This is a genomic window from Salegentibacter lacus (genome assembly GCF_020164555.1).
GTDB lineage: Bacteria > Bacteroidota > Bacteroidia > Flavobacteriales > Flavobacteriaceae > Salegentibacter > Salegentibacter lacus.
In genome coordinates this window covers 152,252-169,488 of sequence record NZ_JAIQZB010000006.1, presented here as the reverse complement: position 1 = coordinate 169,488, position 17,237 = coordinate 152,252, and the positions used below count along the sequence as shown (strand labels likewise).

Genomic DNA, 17,237 nt, shown 5'->3' with positions numbered 1-17,237 from the left:
TTTTAGTGAATGATTCGGTGAATATATCCAGAATTAAAGATTTAAAGTCGGGGTTTTAAAGAGCTGAAGCAACTTGAAAAGCTTCCTGCCACCCCGACTTTTTGAATATCAAAATATCTCAAAAACCACCTAAATGAATGATTTTCAGTGCTTTTAGTAAAACTGGGAATCATTTTTTTTTGTTTGATATCAAATAAAATGTGACCTACTCGGTTACCTAATTCACTTATAGTGAATGATTCAGTGAATACGTTTTTTCTACAATTCAATAAAAAAGGGATTCTTCGCTAAGAAAAATCCCTTTTATAATTTTAATACTGTGTAATTCTCTAGTCTTTATCTTCCTCTTCGTCTTTTTCAGGAATTTCTACGATAGGTTCGTTATAATCGGCATCATCGTAGTCATCCTCATCAAAATTGGCCATTGTGTTTTCAAGTCGTGTACTTACCTTCACTAGGTAAATAGTTTCTTCAGTTTTCACTTCAACCGCTTCAACCGTTTCATTTTTTGCATTTTTAAAAGCAATAATCTGGTCGTCGTCGTATCCGTCAGGATACTTCTCAACTAAAAGTCCGAGGATTTCCGGAGTTAATTTTTTGTAGTCAACAATAATTCTTTTCATAAATAAAAGTTTATGAGGATGTAGTTAGTAGGTTTTAAAAATACTGTTTTTATATTATAAATCAAGCTTTCCTGTAATATTCGAATGCATTCCAAATTAGCTCGTTAGGTACTTTGCAATCTATCACGGTGTTGCCAATATCTTTTAGCAGTACAAAATTTATATTTCCGTGGGAATTTTTCTTGTCATATTTCATCAAATCTATGATTTGCTTTATATCTTCTTCGGTAAATTCCACCCTTTTATAAATATCCAGGATTTTACTGGTTATTTCTTTTAATTTATCTTCCGGAAAATCCTGCAACTCTTTTGAGATATAAGTAGCCAAAACCATCCCTACGGCAATAGCTTCCCCGTGCAATAAAGTAGTTTTTTCTGAATGGGTCAAAAAATATGATTCAATGGCGTGACCAAGTGTATGGCCGTAATTCAGGGTTTTGCGCAATCCATTTTCTTCAGGGTCTTCAGTTACTACCTTAGATTTTATCGCTACCGATTCTTTTATGATGTCATCAAGATCATCTAAAGTAAGCTTACTTAAATTAGTCACTTTATTCCAATAAGCCTCCCTACTAATTAAAGCATGTTTTAGGATTTCTGCCAGGCCGCTTCGCATTTCGGTTTGCGGAAGAGTGGCTAGAAATGCAGGATCAATTATCACCATTTCAGCGTGATTAATTATCCCGATCTGATTTTTTAGGTTTCCAAGGTCAACACCGGTTTTTCCGCCAACCGATGCATCTACCATGGCCAGTAAACTGGTGGGTACATTTATGTAACTGATGCCACGTTTAAAAGTTGAAGCTACAAATCCGCCAAGATCGGTTACCACGCCGCCGCCTACATTTATCATCAGGCTTTTGCGATCGGCATCCAATTCAGAAAGGGCATTCCATAAACCTGTGCAGGTTTCAAGGTTTTTATTGATCTCTCCGGCTTCAATTTCCAAAATTTCAAAATTTTCTGAAGTCCCAATTTTTTGAAGGAATATAGCAAGGCATTCACGATGCGTATTATTGTCTACTAAAATAAAGACTTTAGAAGGTTTTGATTCCTTTAAGTAGGTATTTATCTTAAGGAAACCATTTTCCTGGTAGTAAACCGGCCCTTTAGCTGCCATATTAGACATAGTTCTTGACGTTTTTAGCATTTGTGATTCGGGTTCGAAAATAAGCAGAAATATTCATAATGAAATCAAACTTCAATAATTATATTTGTGCTAATCAAGACATACCCCATGATTAATAGAAAAATTTTTAATGATACTAAAACAGCTTTTAAATTAAAATCTGATTTAGAACTGGATCGTGCTATCTTTTTGTTCAGCATGATGAAAAACAAGCAGCTGGTTGACGCCGGTTCCTGGTTGACTAAAATTTCTTTAAAACTTCACCTGCCTGTAGAAGGACTGATTAAAAAGACCATTTTTGAGCAGTTTTGTGGTGGTGTGACCGAAGATGATTGCAAGCCGCTAACCAAAGAGATGTATGCTGAAAAACTGCATGGAATCCTTGATTATTCGGTAGAAGGAAAGGAGACTGAAGAACAGTTCGATGCTGCTTTAGATAAGAAAATGAAGCTGATTAAATTTGCTGCGAAAAGTGAAGAATTACCGTTTTCTCTTTTTAAACCTACCGGAATTGGAAGGTTTGCCATTTGGGAAAAAATCACGGAACGGGTTAACCTTAGTGACGATGAAAAAGAAGAATGGGACCGTGTTAAGGAAAGAGTTGATACTCTTTGTAAATGCGCTTACGATAATAACGTAAGGTTATATGCCGATGCCGAGGAAAGCTGGATGCAACTCGCAGCCGATGAATTGATGGAGGAAATGATGAAGAAGTATAATAAGGAGAAAATCCTTATTTATAATACTTTTCAGTGCTACCGTTGGGACAGATTGGAATATGTAAAGAATCTTCACGAAAGAGCTAAAAAAGAAGGCTTTAAAATAGGAGCTAAAATTGTACGTGGTGCTTATATGGAAAAGGAAAATGCACGTGCTAAAAAATACAATTATACTACACCAATTTGTGAAAACAAAGAAGCCACCGATGTTAACTTTAACAGCGTGATGTCTTATTGTTTAGCAAATCTTAATGATATTCACTTATTTATAGGAACGCACAACGAGGTGAGTAATTACCTTGCGCTACAAAGTATGGAAGATAAAGGCTTGCCTTTAAACGACGACCGTATTTGGTTTAGCCAGTTGTATGGGATGAGTGACCATATTAGTTATAACCTGGCCAAGAAAGGATATAATTCGGCAAAATTATTGCCCTTTGGACCTGTAAGAGAAGTAGTGCCTTATTTATTAAGAAGGGCACAGGAAAATACTTCTGTAAAAGGACAAACGGGTCGTGAACTTTCTCTTTTAGAAGAAGAAAAGAAACGCCGAAAAGGGCAACCTACCAAACACGATAGGGGAGAGCATTAAAAATTAAAAAAGCTGTTTGGAGAACAAACAGCTTTTTTTATGTCTTATTCTGAAAAGAAACTAACTATAATTAATCTTCAGTTTCTTGCATAGTATGATATACATTTTGGACGTCATCATCTTCTTCCAGTCGTTCCAGTAGTTTTTCAACATCAGCGGCTTCTTCTGCCGAAAGTGGTTTGGTTACCTGTGGAATTCTTTCAAATCCTGAAGAAAGTATTTCAATTTCCCGGTTTTCTAGTTCTTTTTGGATAGCCCCAAAATATTCAAAGGGTGCGTAAATGTGAATTCCGTCTTCATCTTCAAAAACCTCTTCGGCGCCAAAATCTATAAATTCCAGCTCCAGTTCTTCCACATCTAATCCTTCAGCATTTAACCTGAAATTACAAGTATGGTCAAACATAAATTCTACCGAACCTGAAGTTCCCAGGTTTCCGTCACATTTATTAAAATGAGAGCGAACATTGGCGACGGTACGGTTGTTATTATCGGTAGCGGTTTCTACCAAGACGGCAATTCCGTGAGGGGCATAACCTTCAAATAAAACAATTTTATAATCGCCCTGACTTTTATCACTTGCCCTTTTAATGGCACGTTCAATATTGTCTTTGGGCATATTCACGCTTTTCGCGTTCTGGATAATTGCTCTTAACTTGGAATTGGTGTCAGGATCGGGACCGCCTTCTTTTACGGCCATCACGATATCTTTTCCAATACGGGTAAAGGCTTTGGCCATTGCAGACCAGCGTTTCATCTTACGCGCCTTTCTAAATTCAAATGCTCTTCCCATGTATTCTGAATAAAAAATTGAGGCAAAAATATAAAAAAGCTTCCAATTCAATTTAAAAATTGGAAGCTTTAAATTTTTTGAAATTATTTATCTTGAATTTAAGCTGAAGCCTCTACTATTTCTTCGACAGCTTTTGCTAGCTTAAAATCTTTTTCGGTCACCCCGTCGGCATCGTGGGTGGAAAGGGAGATTTCGAGTTCGTTGTAAACATTTCCCCAGTTTGGGTGATGCTGCTGGGCTTCGGCCTCAAAAGCAATACGTGTCATTACCGTAAAAGCATCTTTAAAATCTGCAAACTGAAAAGAGGTATGAATAGCATTATCTTTATAAACCCATCCTTCAAGATTCTCCAGCTTTTTATTGATTTCGTCTTCGCTTAGCTTTTTCATTGTAAAAATTTTAGTGATTAGTCCTTTAAATTTAAGCAACTAAAGCCTGAATTTTAAATCTAAATCGCTTTTAGTACAAGATTAACACCTAATTCTTTACTGAAGCCTTTGTAACCTGATTTACCGAAACCTGTAAGTTTTTGGGTAGAATATTTTCTTTAGGCAAAACGGCTAAAAACCGGTCGAAATTGGAATCGTAGATATTTTTAAATACTAGATTTTTATGTCCTAAAACTTCACAAACTTCTTCAATAAAATCTTTTTGATGAACCAAATCGCTGCTGCCTAAATGAAAAACTCCCTGTTTTTTCCGGTTGATGATATAATGAATTTGCTGGGTTACTTTTTCAATTTCGGTTACATTAATAACCACATTAGGGAAAACTTCTATGGCTTCTCCTAGATCAATAAGCGTTTTAATTTGTTTTAATCGGGGAGAATTATGCCCAAAAACCATTGGTAAACGTAAAATATTGTATTTATCGTTTGGCAGTCTTAGCAGCGCATTTTCAATCTTAATTTTAAAGCGACCGTAAATACTTTGCGATAAAGTTTTGTCGTATTCATAAGAGGGAAAATTGGTGAAAGCATCAAATACATTGGCCGATGAAACAAACAGCAATTTACATTTATGGGTAAGGATGTAATTGATAATCTCAAAATGCGTGATGATCTGCGCGTCAAAATTTCCCCGAACTGCAGAGATAATAATCGTTGGTTTTACATTTTGAAGCAGGATCTCGATATTTTCAGTTTCCATATCAAAATGATGGAACTGGTGATTTTCTTCAAAAACGCGGTTTGGAGTGTGGTAGGTGCCGTGAGTATCAAAAAAGGAGCATAGCTCTTTATATAAGGCATTGCCTATAAAGCCGCTTGCTCCTAAAATTAAGATTCGTTCCAAAAATTATCCTTTATAAAAGGGCAATTTCACCTGTACGGCCGGAATGGATTTTTTTCTAACTTTTATAAAAATCTTGTTGCCAAATTTAGCAACTTCAGAAGGCACGTAGCCTAAACCTATTCCTTTCTCCAGCGATGGTGACATTGTCCCAGAAGTTACTTCGCCAATAACCTTGCCATCTTCATCTTCAATTTCGTAACCCTTGCGTGGTATTCCGCGTTCTTCCAATTCAAAAGCGATAAGTTTTCGTTTTGGTCCTTCTTCTTTTTCCTTCTTTAATGCTTCAGAATTGATAAAGTCTTTGGTGAATTTGGTAATCCAACCCAGTTTAGCTTCAATTGGGGAAGTGGTTTCATCTATATCATTTCCGTAAAGGCAAAAGCCCATTTCCAATCTTAAAGTGTCACGTGCAGCCAAACCAATAGGCTTTATTCCGTAGTCTTTTCCGGCTTCCATAACCCGATCCCAAATTTGCTCGGCATCTTCGTTTTTGAAATAGATCTCAAATCCACCGCTACCGGTATAACCCGTAGCCGAAATAATAACTTTGTCAATTCCTGCAAATTCAGCAACTTCAAAGGTGTAGAACTTCATGTTAGAAAGATCTACATCGGTCAAAGCTTGCATTGCCTCAGCAGCTTTTGGTCCCTGAATGGCTAAAAGAGAAAATTCGTCAGACATATCTCGCATCGTAGCATCCATCGAGTTATGCTGTGCGATCCAGTTCCAGTCTTTATCTATGTTAGAAGCATTAACTACCAGCAAATATTTTTCAGAATTAATCCTGTAAATAATTAAATCGTCAACAATTCCACCGGTTTCGTTAGGCATCACGGTATATTGCGCTTTCCCGTCGACCAGCTTTGAAGCATCGTTGGTGGTAATTTTCTGGATAAGCTCCAATGCTTTATCACCGGTAATTAGAAATTCTCCCATATGGGAAACATCAAAAACACCTAATTTTTCGCGAACGTTTTGGTGTTCAATATTAACACCTTCGTAAGATACAGGCATATTATAGCCTGCAAAGGGTACCATTTTGGCATTTAATTCTTTATGTCTGGCAGCGAGGGCTACATCTTTCATTTATCTAAAATTTGCGCAAATTTATTGATTTCACTTTGAATACAATATTAAAAAGGGCTTTTTATGAAGAATCATTATATCAATAGGTCGGACTCGCAATTTCTGTAGATATTGAGCTTCAATCTTAAACTTTTATTGGCAAATTTATTTGAAATTTAAGTTTAGATTAAATTTTTAGATCGATGCTTTCAGGCATTAATTTGTAATTTTATGAATGAAAATTTCAACGAAGCCAATTATGAAAATATTATCTGCAGAACAATTAAAAGAAGCTGATGAAATTACAATTAAAACTGAAGGAATTTCCAGTACCCGCTTGATGGAGCGGGCCGCAAGCCTGGTTTTTAACGAAATTCATGCAAGGCTGGAAGGTGCAGATATCAATATTAAAATTTTCTGCGGAATAGGGAATAATGGTGGTGACGGACTCGTAGTTGCACGTTTACTTCACAAATACGGCTATAAAGTTGAAGTTTACGTGGTTAATTACAGCGATAAACGTTCTGATGATTTCCTGGTGAATTATGATCGTTATAAAAAGGAAAGCCATATCTGGCCGGAATTGATAAAACGAGAAGAAGATTTTCCTGAAATTTCCCCTGGAGATTTTGTGGTAGATGCCATTTTTGGAATCGGCCTTAACCGTCCGGCAGAAGGCTGGCTGGCAGAATTGCTTTTACATATTAATGAATCGGGAGCATTTTGCCTTGCTGTAGATATGCCTTCTGGATTATTCCCAAATAAGGTTCCGGCAAAAGATGCTGCGGTTATCAAAGCAAATTATACGCTGACTTTTCAAACTCCCAAAATTGTATTTTTTCTGCCGCAAACTATGAAGTTTTCGGGAGAAGTCCAGGTTTTAGATATTGGTTTAGATCGTGCATATCTAAAAAAAGTTAAAGCTATGGCGCAGCTCATTGGAAAACGGGAAGCCAGGCAACTTTATAAACCACGAAATAAAAATTCCCATAAAGGGGATTACGGTCACAGCCTTGTGATTGGTGGTAGTTATGGAAAGATTGGAAGTATGGTGCTTTCGGCAAAATCTACGCTTAGGGCGGGAGCAGGTTTATGTAGTGTTTTTGTGCCAAAATGTGGATACGAAATTTTACAAACCAACTTCCCGGAAGCTATGGTGATTACCGATCATGATGATAAGGAACTCACCAATATTGAAACCGATCTGGAGCCCGATGTGATCTGTTTCGGAATGGGTGCAGGTAAATCTTCCAGGACTGTAAAAGCGTTTAAAGGCCTGTTGGAGAAAACTGAAAATCCTATGCTCATAGACGCAGACGGACTAAATATGCTTTCTGAAAATAACGTACTTCTGGAAATGCTTCCGAAGAATTCTGTATTAACGCCACATCCTAAGGAATTGGAGCGACTGATAGGGAAATGGGAAGACGATTTTGAAAAGATCAATAAAATTGAAGCTTTCACGAAGAAATATAAGGTGATTTTGGTTCTAAAAGGAGCACACACCTTTGTTTTCAGCGGGAAACACACTTATATAAACAACTCCGGGAATCCCGGTATGGCCACCGCTGGAAGTGGCGATGTGCTCTCAGGAATTATTGCAGGTTTAATGTCGCAAAAATACGAACCACTTGTTGCAGCGATTTTAGGTGTTTATCTACACGGACTTTCAGGAGATATTTGCGCTGAAGAAAGAGGTTATGAAGCTTTAACTTCAGGAGATATTAGCGATAACCTGGGGAAAGCATTTTTGACTTTAATGAAAGATGAGAAGAAGGTGTAATTTGCTTTTTTTTGAATTGTTTATAGTTTTAGTTTGATAAATTCTTAAAATTTTAGGTTTAAATTTGGTTTACATCAGTAGAAATAGGATTTTTGACGCAGAAATAAAAAGGATGTTATTTAGCATTGAATCGATGAATTCTAATCTTTTTTTTGGTTAAAAATATTTTCTTTTTATATAGTAGAATAAGCCTGTAATCATTGTAATTGCAATAGATTCAAAATAACACTTTATTACCTAATATTATAATTTATGCAGCCTCATCATTATATCAGTTCAGCCATTTTAGATTTGGAAACCATTGAAGATATTTTGGTGAATAAAAAGCAATTAGCGCTAAGTGAAGAGGCTGAATGTAATATTAGAAAATCAAGAAAATACTTAAACAAAAAAATTACCGAAAGCGATACTCCAATTTATGGAATAAACACTGGTTTCGGGGCTTTATGCAATGTAAAAATTAGTCCAGGTAAATTAACCGAGCTTCAGGAAAACCTGGTAAAATCCCACGCTTGTGGTACCGGCGATAAAGTTGACAAAGAGATTGTTAAATTGATGCTTTTGCTGAAGATTCAATCTTTAAGCTACGGGAATTCGGGTATTGCGTTAGAAACCGTTTTAAGGCTTATCGATTTTTACAATCTGGGTATTTTACCTGTGGTTTATGAACAGGGTTCTTTGGGAGCTTCCGGAGATCTTGCACCTCTTGCACATTTGGCTTTGCCTTTAATAGGAGAGGGTGAAGTTTATTTTAAAGATGAAATAATTAGTGGGGAAGACTTACTGAAAAGCCAGGGTTTGGAAGCTTTAAAACTGCAGTCGAAGGAAGGTTTGGCCTTGCTAAACGGGACGCAATTTATGAGTGCACATGCAGTTTACGCTTTGCTTAAATCTTATAAATTATCTTATCTGGCCGATCTTATTGGTTCGGTTTCTATAGATGCTTTCGATTGCAATTTATCCCCTTTTGATGAGCTGGTACATCTCGCTAGACCACATAGAGGTCAGATTAAAACCGCTGAACGAATTCGCAGATTCCTGGAGGATAGTCAGATTGCGAAAAGTGAAAAGGAAAATGTACAGGATCCTTACAGTTTTAGGTGCATTCCACAGGTTCACGGAGCGAGCAAAGACACACTGAGTTTTGTAAGGAAGACCATTAAAACCGAGATCAATTCGGTTACCGATAATCCCAATATTTTTATTGAAGAAGATAAAATTATTTCCGGCGGAAACTTTCACGGGCAGCCTTTAGCTTTAGCGTTAGACTATTTAGCGATTGCTTTGGCTGAACTTGCTAATATTTCAGAAAGAAGAACTTATCAGTTGGTTTCGGGACTTCGTGGCTTACCGGCATTCCTGGTTGAAAACCCAGGTTTAAACAGCGGATTTATGATTCCGCAGTACACCGCAGCGAGTATTGTGAGTCAGAATAAACAATTGGCGGTTCCTGCTTCAGTAGATTCTATAGTTTCCTCTAACGGGCAGGAAGATCACGTGAGTATGGGAGCAAATGGCGCTACCAAACTTTTAAAGGTTGTGGAGAATTTAAATAGTGTATTGGCAATTGAGTTATTTAATGCTTCGCAAGCGATGCACTTTAGAGAGCCGGCAAAAACATCAGAAATGCTAAATTCTGTTTTAACCGAATTTAGAGAGGTAGTCCCGGTATTACATAATGATGTAACTATGGCACCCCATATAAAAGCGGCAAAATATTATTTGGAAAATTTCAATTTCAAAGAAAATATCTTCGATTAAATTTTATATTTTATCCAATTTATAGCTTGTTCCAAATTGTCGAAAACTTCAAAAGAATTTGGAGCTTTATAAAATTGGCGCTCAACTTTATGCGCATTTAATCTAATAAGCTCATTTTCACTTACCACTGCAATAGCCTTTAAATTTTCGGCCCGGGCAGATTCTCTGTAAACCATGGGATCTACAGCATATGAATTCTTGCGGAAAGAAATATAACCATAGGTTCCATCTTGAAAAACCTCTTTTCCAATAGCTAATAATTCTCGATTATTTTCTGATGTAAATAGGACACCTTCATTTAATTCGGCAATAAGGATATTTTGAAAAATGCGCACCTGCCCAAATTCCAATTCCATTTTTTCAGTAGTCATTAATGTAGGGATTAATTCTTTGCAAACTTAATATATTTCAGTCATAATATTAAAAAAAGGCTATTCGAAATGAGATTTTCAAATAGCCTCTTATAAAATTATAAATCTTTTAAAACTCTAAGATTCTGTTTCTTCTATAGCTTTATCAATTTTTATAGTTAATTCGTTTTTCTCTTCATCGAGATCCATAAAAATCTTATCACCTTCAGCTAATTTTGAAGTGATAATTTCTTCAGCAAGCGCATCTTCAATATATTTCTGAATAGCTCTATTTAAAGGTCTTGCACCATATTGTTTATCGAATCCTTTTTCAGCAATATAATCTTTGGCTTTATCACTTAGTGTTAAGTCGTAACCAAGACTTCCAATTCTGCTGAATAGTTTAACTAATTCAATATCAATAATTTTATGAATGTCTTCTCGTTCAAGACTGTTAAAGATAACTACATCATCAATCCTATTCAGGAACTCTGGTGCAAATGCTTTTTTAAGCGCGTTTTCAATAACACTTCGTGCATTTTCATCGGCTTGAGAACGCTGTGAAGCAGTACCAAATCCAACTCCCTGACCGAAATCTTTCAATTTTCTTGCTCCGATATTGGAAGTCATGATAATGATTGTATTTCTAAAATCTATCTTTCTTCCTAAGCTATCGGTTAAATATCCATCATCCAGTACCTGAAGCAACATATTGAAAACATCTGGATGCGCTTTTTCTACCTCGTCGAGAAGAATAACCGCATATGGTTTTCTGCGTACTTTTTCGGTAAGCTGGCCACCTTCTTCGTAACCCACGTACCCCGGAGGTGCTCCAACTAATCTTGAAATAGCGAATTTCTCCATATACTCACTCATATCTATTCGAATAAGTGAATCGTCGTTATCGAATAACTCCCGGGCAAGTACCTTAGCTAATTGCGTTTTACCAACCCCGGTTTGTCCTAAAAATATAAATGATCCGATGGGTTTGTTTGGATCTTTAAGTCCGGCGCGGTTTCTTTGAATGGCTTTCACCACTTTGCCAACTGCATCGTCCTGGCCAATTACTTTTCCTTTGATTTTCTTAGGAAGTTCAACCAGTTTGTTGCTTTCGGTTTGTGCAATTCTATTTACTGGTACACCGGTCATCATAGAAACAACATCGGCAACACTATCTTCATCAACAGTCTCTTTATGTTTCTTAGATTCTTCTTCCCATTTTTCCTGGGCTATTTGTAACTCTTTTTCAAGGTTTTTCTCATCGTCCCTAAGTTTTGCCGCTTCTTCATATTTCTGCTTTTTAACTACAGAATTTTTCTTTTCGCGAACTTCTTCCAGTCTGCGTTCCAGATCTAAGATCTGTTTTGGTACGTCTATGTTGGTGATATGTACACGGGCACCTGCTTCATCCAGCGCATCAATTGCTTTATCTGGAAGAAAACGATCGGTTAAATACCTGTTGGTTAAATTTACACAGGCTTCGATCGCATCATCGGTATAGGAAACATTATGGTGATCTTCGTATTTATCTTTAATATTGTTAAGAATCTCAATCGTTTCCTCTACGGTAGTAGGTTCAACAATAACCTTTTGGAATCTTCTTTCTAAAGCGCCATCTTTTTCAATGTACTGCCTGTATTCATCTAAGGTTGTAGCACCAATACATTGAATTTCCCCCCTTGCAAGAGCGGGTTTAAACATATTACTGGCATCCAGACTTCCTGTAGCGCCACCGGCACCAACAATGGTGTGAATCTCATCTATAAAAAGAATAATATCGTCATTCTTTTCAAGTTCGTTCATCACCGCTTTCATGCGTTCCTCAAACTGGCCACGATATTTGGTTCCTGCGACTAAACTGGCAAGATCCAAAGTAACTACGCGTTTGTCAAACAGTATTCTTGAAACTTTTCGTTGAATGATCCTAAGTGCTAAACCTTCAGCAATAGCCGATTTACCAACTCCGGGTTCACCGATTAGTAACGGGTTATTTTTCTTTCTTCTACTTAATATTTGCGAAACTCTTTCAATTTCTTTTTCACGACCAACCACAGGATCCAACTTATCGGCTTCAGCCATCGCGGTTAAATCCCTTCCGAAGTTATCTAAAACAGGTGTTTTAGATTTTTTGGAAGTTTTTCCCGGTCCACTGCCACCTCCGCTAAACGGATTGTCTTTAGTAGCATCATCTGTACTGCTATCGTCATCTGAAAATGATTCGGCCGTTGGGCTATCCTGGAAGTCAGTTTCGTCACTGGCAATCATATATTTAAACTGGTCTTTAACCCCGTCATAATCTATCTTAAGTTTGTTAAGTAGTTTGGTAGTGGGGTCATTCTCGTTTCTTAGAATACAAAGCAACAAGTGAGCTGTATTTATATTAGAACTTTGAAAAAGCTTAGCTTCTAAAAAAGTTGTTTTTAGTGCCCGCTCTGCCTGGCGGGTTAGGTGCAGGTTTCTTTTCTCATTAGAAACCGCAGTAGATTCGGGATTTGCAGGGCTAAGTATCTCTACTTTGCGTCTTAAATGACTTAAATCTATATCTAATGCATTTAAAATATCTATGGCTTTGCCATCTCCGTCTCGCAGCAAACCAAGCATAAGGTGTTCAGTGCCAATAAAGTCGTGGCCTAAACGTAGCGCTTCTTCTTTGCTATATGCGATTACATCTTTTACTCTAGGGGAAAAATTATCATCCATCTTTATCTTCCTTTCTCTCTGATTTATTCAGTACAAAACTTTCAAAAATTGTACCTAATCCTATGTTATTAGCTAATTGACAAAATTACTTTCAATATTCAAAGGGTAAAATAAGGAACTTATTAACGATAGCGCACTAAATATTTGTTAATAAAATTTGAGTAAACAATACGCCAAACAGGGCTTCAACATCTATAAAATATGTAAATTGGCACGTTAGATTTGAGAACTAAAATAAACTTTACAATATGGCTGAAGGAGAAAAGCTTATTCCTATAAATATTGAAGATGAAATGAAATCGGCCTACATTGATTATTCAATGTCGGTCATTGTGTCACGTGCTTTACCTGATGTTCGTGACGGCTTAAAACCGGTGCATCGCCGCGTATTGTTTGGTATGTATGAACTTGGAGTACTTTCTAATCGTTCGTATAAGAAATCTGCCAGAATTGTTGGGGAAGTATTAGGTAAGTTTCACCCTCACGGAGATTCTTCGGTTTATGATACCATGGTGAGGATGGCTCAACATTGGAGTATGCGGTATATGCTTGTAGACGGCCAGGGTAACTTTGGGTCTGTTGATGGAGATAGCCCTGCTGCAATGCGTTATACCGAGGCCAGAATGCGTAAAATGAGTGAGGATATGCTTGCTGATATCGATAAGGAAACGGTAGATACACAGTTGAATTTTGATGATTCCTTAAACGAGCCCGTAGTACTTCCAACCCGAATTCCTAACCTTTTAGTAAATGGTGCTAGTGGTATTGCGGTAGGTATGGCAACTAACATGGCGCCTCATAATATTTCTGAAGTAATAGATGGAACCGTTGCTTATATAGACAATCAGGATATTGAGATTGATGAGCTTATGGAGCATATTAAAGCTCCAGATTTTCCAACAGGAGGAATAATTTATGGTTACGACGGTGTTCGTGAAGCTTTTAAAACCGGAAGAGGACGTATTATGATGCGTGCCAAATCTTCATTAGAAGAAATTAACGGAAAAGAATTTCTTGTAGTTACTGAGATTCCTTACCAGGTGAACAAGGCAGATATGATTAAGAAAACTGCCGATCTTGTTAACGAAAAGAAAATTGAAGGAATTAGTCTTATAAGAGATGAATCTGATAGAAATGGAATGCGAATCGTTTATCAATTAAAACGAGATGCAATTCCTAATATAGTTTTAAATACGCTTTACAAGCATACCGCTTTGCAAACTTCTTTTAGTGTAAATAATATTGCACTGGTAAAAGGAAGACCGGAAATGCTTAATCTAAAAGATATTATTTATCATTTTATTGAGCACAGACACGAAGTTGTTGTAAGAAGAACTGAATATGAACTTAGAAAGGCTGAAGATCGCGCTCATATCCTTGAAGGTTTAATAATCGCTTCAGATAATATAGATGAGGTTATTGCTCTAATTCGTTCTTCCAGCAATGCCGAAGAAGCCAGAAATAAATTAATTGAACGTTTTGAATTAAGCGAGCTACAGGCAAAAGCCATTGTAGAAATGCGTTTACGTCAGCTTACCGGGTTAGAGCAGGATAAACTCCGAGCAGAGTATGACGAAATTATGAGTACCATAGAAGACCTTAAAGACATTTTGGCTCGTAAAGAACGTAGAATGCAGGTTATTAAGGACGAACTTCTTGAAATAAAAGAAAAGTACGGTGACGAAAGACGATCTACTATAGAATATGCTGGAGGGGATTTAAGTATTGAAGATATGATCCCGGACGAACGTGTGGTGATCACGATTTCTCACGCCGGTTATATTAAAAGGACTTCTTTAACCGAATATAAAACCCAGAATAGAGGAGGAGTAGGCCAGAAAGGTTCGAATACCAGAAATGAAGATTTCCTTGAATATTTATTCTCAGGAACCAACCACCAGTATATGTTGTTCTTTACTCAAAAAGGAAAATGTTTCTGGATGCGGGTTTACGAAATCCCTGAAGGCAGCAAAGCTTCAAAAGGAAGGGCGATTCAAAATCTTATCAATATAGACCCAGACGATCGCGTGAAAGCATTTATATGTACTCAAGATCTTAAAGATGAAGAGTACATTAATAAGCATTATGTGATTATGGCCACTAAAAAAGGCCAGGTGAAGAAAACTTCTTTAGAGCAATATTCCAGACCTCGAACTAACGGAATTAATGCAATTACCATTAGAGAAGACGACGAATTACTGGAAGCAAAACTAACCAATGGCGATAGCCAGGTAATGCTAGCTGTAAGAAGTGGTAAAGCCATTAGGTTTGAAGAAGGAAAAACCAGGCCAATGGGAAGAAACGCTTCAGGGGTAAGAGGTATTACCCTGGCTGACGATAAAGATGAAGTGGTAGGAATGATCTCGGTAGAAGACTTTAATTCTGATATTCTTGTAGTTTCAGAGAATGGCTACGGAAAAAGATCCAGTCTTGAAGATTACAGAATTACCAATCGTGGCGGAAAAGGTGTCAAAACAATTTCCATTACTGAAAAAACCGGAAGCCTTGTTGCGATTAAAAATGTTTCAGATGATGAAGACATTATGATCATTAATAAATCTGGGATTGTAATAAGAATGGAAGTTGCAAATCTTAGAGTTATGGGTCGTGCAACCCAGGGGGTTAGATTAATTAACCTTAAAGGAAATGATGCCATTGCAGCGGTTGCAAAAGTATTGCATGATGAAGATGATGTGGAGTTAATGGAAGACCCGGAGAAGGTTGAAGAGGCTGAAGAAAACCCGAATGGCACAACTATTGTAGACGATAGTGAAGAATAACTATAATAAAAACCAAAACAAGATGAAGACTAATATTTTTACTGTTGCGTTGTCATTATTATCGGTGGCTGCCGTGGCACAAAAAGGTGAAATTAGAGATGCAGGCGATGCCGTAGAAGATGGCAACTATGCAGAAGCCAAAACCCAATTACAAACTGCCGAATCTATGCTTTCTGAAGCTAATGATAAATGGACAGAGCGGTTCTACCTATATAAAGGTCAGGCCTATTTAGGGAATGGAGAAAATGCCTCTCTGGAAGATTTAGAAGTAGCTGTAGAAGCTTTCCAAAAAGCCCAGGAATTAGGGAATGATGATGAAGCCGTGCAGGGGTTCGATCAGGTTAGAAACGCTCTGGTTCAAAGCGCTATCAATGATCAGAATACAGAAAATTACGAGAGTGCTTCCGATAAATTGCGTTATAGCTACCAATTAAATAAGCAGGATACACTTTATCTATATTACGCTGCTGCAAACTCTTTAAATGCTCAGGATTACACTGCTGCATTAGAAGATTATAAAAAACTTAAAGAATTAGGTTTTGATGGTTCTGGTGTGGAATATCTTGCCACTAATGTAGAAACTGGTGAGGAAGAAGTAATGCCAAAAGAGCAAAGAGAATTAATGCTGAAAACTGGTGAATACGAAAATCCGCAGGATAGAAAAATTCCGTCTAAAAAAGGAGAGATCGCTAAAAACATAGCTCTAATCTATATCCAGGAAGGTGAGGATGAGAAAGCTATTGAAGCAATTAAAGATGCGAAAGCCGAAAATCCTGACAATATTGCATTATTGCAAGCTGAAGCCGATGTTTATTACCGAATGGGGAATAAAGAAAAATACAACGAGCTAATGCAGGAAATGGTTAAGAAAAACCCTAACGATCCTAATGTTTATTATAATCTTGGTGTTACCGCTGCAGAATTAGGCGATAATGAAAAAGCCATTGATTATTATAAAAAAGCGCTTGAGATTGATCCTGAAATGGTTAACGCAAGAATGAATATTGTTGTGGCTATTTTAGCAAAAGAGCGTGACCTTATAGAGCAAATGAACGAGCTTGGAATGAGTAAAGAGGACAACAAGCGTTACGAAGAACTTGAGGAAGAGCGTAAAGAGGTTTATAAAGAAGCTGTGCCTTACTTAGAAAAAATAATTGAAGCTGATCCAGATAATGTTAATGCGGTTAGAACTGCAATAAATATCTATAACCAATTAGGTGAAGAGGAAAAAGCTGCTGAACTTAAAGCAAGTTTAGAGTAAATTTATTTCTTTATATATATTATAAACCACTGGGAAACCAGTGGTTTTTTTATGTCCAAATTTTAATGATATTAAATAAGTTTATATTATAGAGACTTATAACTGAAGAATAGCCCCAGACTTTCCAATTATCTGTCTCGTGATACTGTCTAATTCAGTAGCAGATTCATTTAAACCTTTAAATAAAAAATTGCGTTCTTCAGGATTTAGTTCTTCCCATGAAGTTTCTTCCACAATACTTAGAATTTTAGCGACTGGAGATCTAACTAAATGAGACTGGATCCAGGTTATATTTTTTAATTCTTCGTTTTGCTTTTCAATTATTTGCTGGTGTTCAATTTCTTGGGTTATATCTGTAGCCACAATAATTGCCGCTTTACGATTCTTGTAG

Annotated in this window: 14 protein-coding genes; 5 read left to right on the top strand and 9 right to left on the bottom strand. The window is 36.9% G+C overall.

Annotated elements, in window-relative coordinates:
• Nucleotides 1-329 precede the first annotated feature (329 nt).
• Both LB465_RS06535 and aroB read right to left on the bottom strand, forming a co-directional pair.
• On the bottom strand, nucleotides 330-623 hold the full coding sequence (locus LB465_RS06535; protein ID WP_224468412.1) for a hypothetical protein: 294 nt from the start codon (nucleotides 621-623) through the stop codon (nucleotides 330-332).
• Between the two features lie 61 nt (nucleotides 624-684).
• Nucleotides 685-1,773 carry a 3-dehydroquinate synthase gene (gene aroB, locus LB465_RS06530; RefSeq protein WP_394370922.1) on the bottom strand — a complete coding sequence of 363 codons (1,089 nt, stop codon included), beginning with the start codon at nucleotides 1,771-1,773 and terminating at the stop codon, nucleotides 685-687.
• 87 nt (nucleotides 1,774-1,860) lie between these two features.
• On the opposite strand from aroB, the gene LB465_RS06525 reads away from it, so the two are divergent.
• Complete coding sequence (locus LB465_RS06525) at nucleotides 1,861-3,063, top strand: proline dehydrogenase family protein (protein WP_224468410.1); 1,203 nt, start codon at nucleotides 1,861-1,863, stop codon at nucleotides 3,061-3,063.
• A 70-nt stretch (nucleotides 3,064-3,133) separates the two neighbouring features.
• On the opposite strand, the gene LB465_RS06520 is transcribed toward LB465_RS06525, so the two are convergent.
• From LB465_RS06520 to gcvT, 4 genes are all read right to left on the bottom strand, one after another.
• The gene (locus LB465_RS06520; protein ID WP_224468408.1) at nucleotides 3,134-3,853 is read right to left on the bottom strand and encodes a YebC/PmpR family DNA-binding transcriptional regulator; all 720 of its coding nucleotides are present in this window, start codon (nucleotides 3,851-3,853) and stop codon (nucleotides 3,134-3,136) included.
• Nucleotides 3,854-3,951: 98 nt separating this feature from the next.
• On the bottom strand, nucleotides 3,952-4,242 hold the full coding sequence (locus LB465_RS06515; RefSeq protein ID WP_224468405.1) for a 4a-hydroxytetrahydrobiopterin dehydratase: 291 nt from the start codon (nucleotides 4,240-4,242) through the stop codon (nucleotides 3,952-3,954).
• An 88-nt stretch (nucleotides 4,243-4,330) separates the two neighbouring features.
• On the bottom strand, nucleotides 4,331-5,146 hold the full coding sequence (locus LB465_RS06510; RefSeq protein ID WP_224468402.1) for a sugar nucleotide-binding protein: 816 nt from the start codon (nucleotides 5,144-5,146) through the stop codon (nucleotides 4,331-4,333).
• 3 nt (nucleotides 5,147-5,149) lie between these two features.
• Complete coding sequence (gcvT, locus tag LB465_RS06505) at nucleotides 5,150-6,232, bottom strand: glycine cleavage system aminomethyltransferase GcvT (protein WP_224468400.1); 1,083 nt, start codon at nucleotides 6,230-6,232, stop codon at nucleotides 5,150-5,152.
• Nucleotides 6,233-6,470: 238 nt separating this feature from the next.
• Between gcvT and LB465_RS06500 the strand changes: the two genes are divergently transcribed.
• Together LB465_RS06500 and hutH are read left to right on the top strand one after the other, a co-directional pair.
• Nucleotides 6,471-7,994 (top strand): NAD(P)H-hydrate dehydratase, encoded by a 1,524-nt coding sequence (locus LB465_RS06500; RefSeq protein ID WP_224468398.1) that lies wholly within the window; start codon nucleotides 6,471-6,473, stop codon nucleotides 7,992-7,994.
• Nucleotides 7,995-8,246: 252 nt separating this feature from the next.
• Nucleotides 8,247-9,755 (top strand): histidine ammonia-lyase, encoded by a 1,509-nt coding sequence (gene hutH / locus LB465_RS06495; RefSeq protein WP_224468395.1) that lies wholly within the window; start codon nucleotides 8,247-8,249, stop codon nucleotides 9,753-9,755.
• Here hutH and LB465_RS06490 read toward each other — a convergent pair.
• Nucleotides 9,752-10,126, bottom strand: a complete 375-nt coding sequence (locus LB465_RS06490) for a hypothetical protein (protein ID WP_224468393.1) — start codon at nucleotides 10,124-10,126, stop codon at nucleotides 9,752-9,754. The two genes, hutH and LB465_RS06490, sit on opposite strands and share 4 nt — an antisense overlap.
• A gap of 117 nt (nucleotides 10,127-10,243) precedes the next feature.
• On the bottom strand, nucleotides 10,244-12,805 hold the full coding sequence (locus tag LB465_RS06485; RefSeq protein WP_224468390.1) for an ATP-dependent Clp protease ATP-binding subunit: 2,562 nt from the start codon (nucleotides 12,803-12,805) through the stop codon (nucleotides 10,244-10,246).
• Nucleotides 12,806-13,053: 248 nt separating this feature from the next.
• Between LB465_RS06485 and gyrA the strand changes: the two genes are divergently transcribed.
• Together gyrA and LB465_RS06475 are read left to right on the top strand one after the other, a co-directional pair.
• Nucleotides 13,054-15,585 (top strand): DNA gyrase subunit A, encoded by a 2,532-nt coding sequence (gene gyrA / locus LB465_RS06480; protein ID WP_224468388.1) that lies wholly within the window; start codon nucleotides 13,054-13,056, stop codon nucleotides 15,583-15,585.
• A 22-nt stretch (nucleotides 15,586-15,607) separates the two neighbouring features.
• Nucleotides 15,608-16,846, top strand: a complete 1,239-nt coding sequence (locus LB465_RS06475) for a tetratricopeptide repeat protein (protein WP_224468386.1) — start codon at nucleotides 15,608-15,610, stop codon at nucleotides 16,844-16,846.
• A gap of 96 nt (nucleotides 16,847-16,942) precedes the next feature.
• Here LB465_RS06475 and LB465_RS06470 read toward each other — a convergent pair whose 3' ends face one another.
• Complete coding sequence (locus LB465_RS06470; protein ID WP_224468384.1) at nucleotides 16,943-17,209, bottom strand: hypothetical protein; 267 nt, start codon at nucleotides 17,207-17,209, stop codon at nucleotides 16,943-16,945.
• Nucleotides 17,210-17,237 lie beyond the last annotated feature (28 nt).

Coding starts and splice junctions, on each gene's coding strand:
- LB465_RS06520 (WP_224468408.1), bottom strand. CDS start 3,853: ATGGGAAGAGCATTTGAATTTAGAAAGGCGCGTAAGATGAAACGCTGG.
- hutH (WP_224468395.1), top strand. CDS start 8,247: ATGCAGCCTCATCATTATATCAGTTCAGCCATTTTAGATTTGGAAACC.
- LB465_RS06485 (WP_224468390.1), bottom strand. CDS start 12,805: ATGGATGATAATTTTTCCCCTAGAGTAAAAGATGTAATCGCATATAGC.
- LB465_RS06500 (WP_224468398.1), top strand. CDS start 6,471: ATGAAAATATTATCTGCAGAACAATTAAAAGAAGCTGATGAAATTACA.
- gcvT (WP_224468400.1), bottom strand. CDS start 6,232: ATGAAAGATGTAGCCCTCGCTGCCAGACATAAAGAATTAAATGCCAAA.
- LB465_RS06535 (WP_224468412.1), bottom strand. CDS start 623: ATGAAAAGAATTATTGTTGACTACAAAAAATTAACTCCGGAAATCCTC.
- LB465_RS06490 (WP_224468393.1), bottom strand. CDS start 10,126: ATGACTACTGAAAAAATGGAATTGGAATTTGGGCAGGTGCGCATTTTT.
- LB465_RS06475 (WP_224468386.1), top strand. CDS start 15,608: ATGAAGACTAATATTTTTACTGTTGCGTTGTCATTATTATCGGTGGCT.
- LB465_RS06515 (WP_224468405.1), bottom strand. CDS start 4,242: ATGAAAAAGCTAAGCGAAGACGAAATCAATAAAAAGCTGGAGAATCTT.
- aroB (WP_394370922.1), bottom strand. CDS start 1,773: ATGCTAAAAACGTCAAGAACTATGTCTAATATGGCAGCTAAAGGGCCG.
- gyrA (WP_224468388.1), top strand. CDS start 13,054: ATGGCTGAAGGAGAAAAGCTTATTCCTATAAATATTGAAGATGAAATG.
- LB465_RS06525 (WP_224468410.1), top strand. CDS start 1,861: ATGATTAATAGAAAAATTTTTAATGATACTAAAACAGCTTTTAAATTA.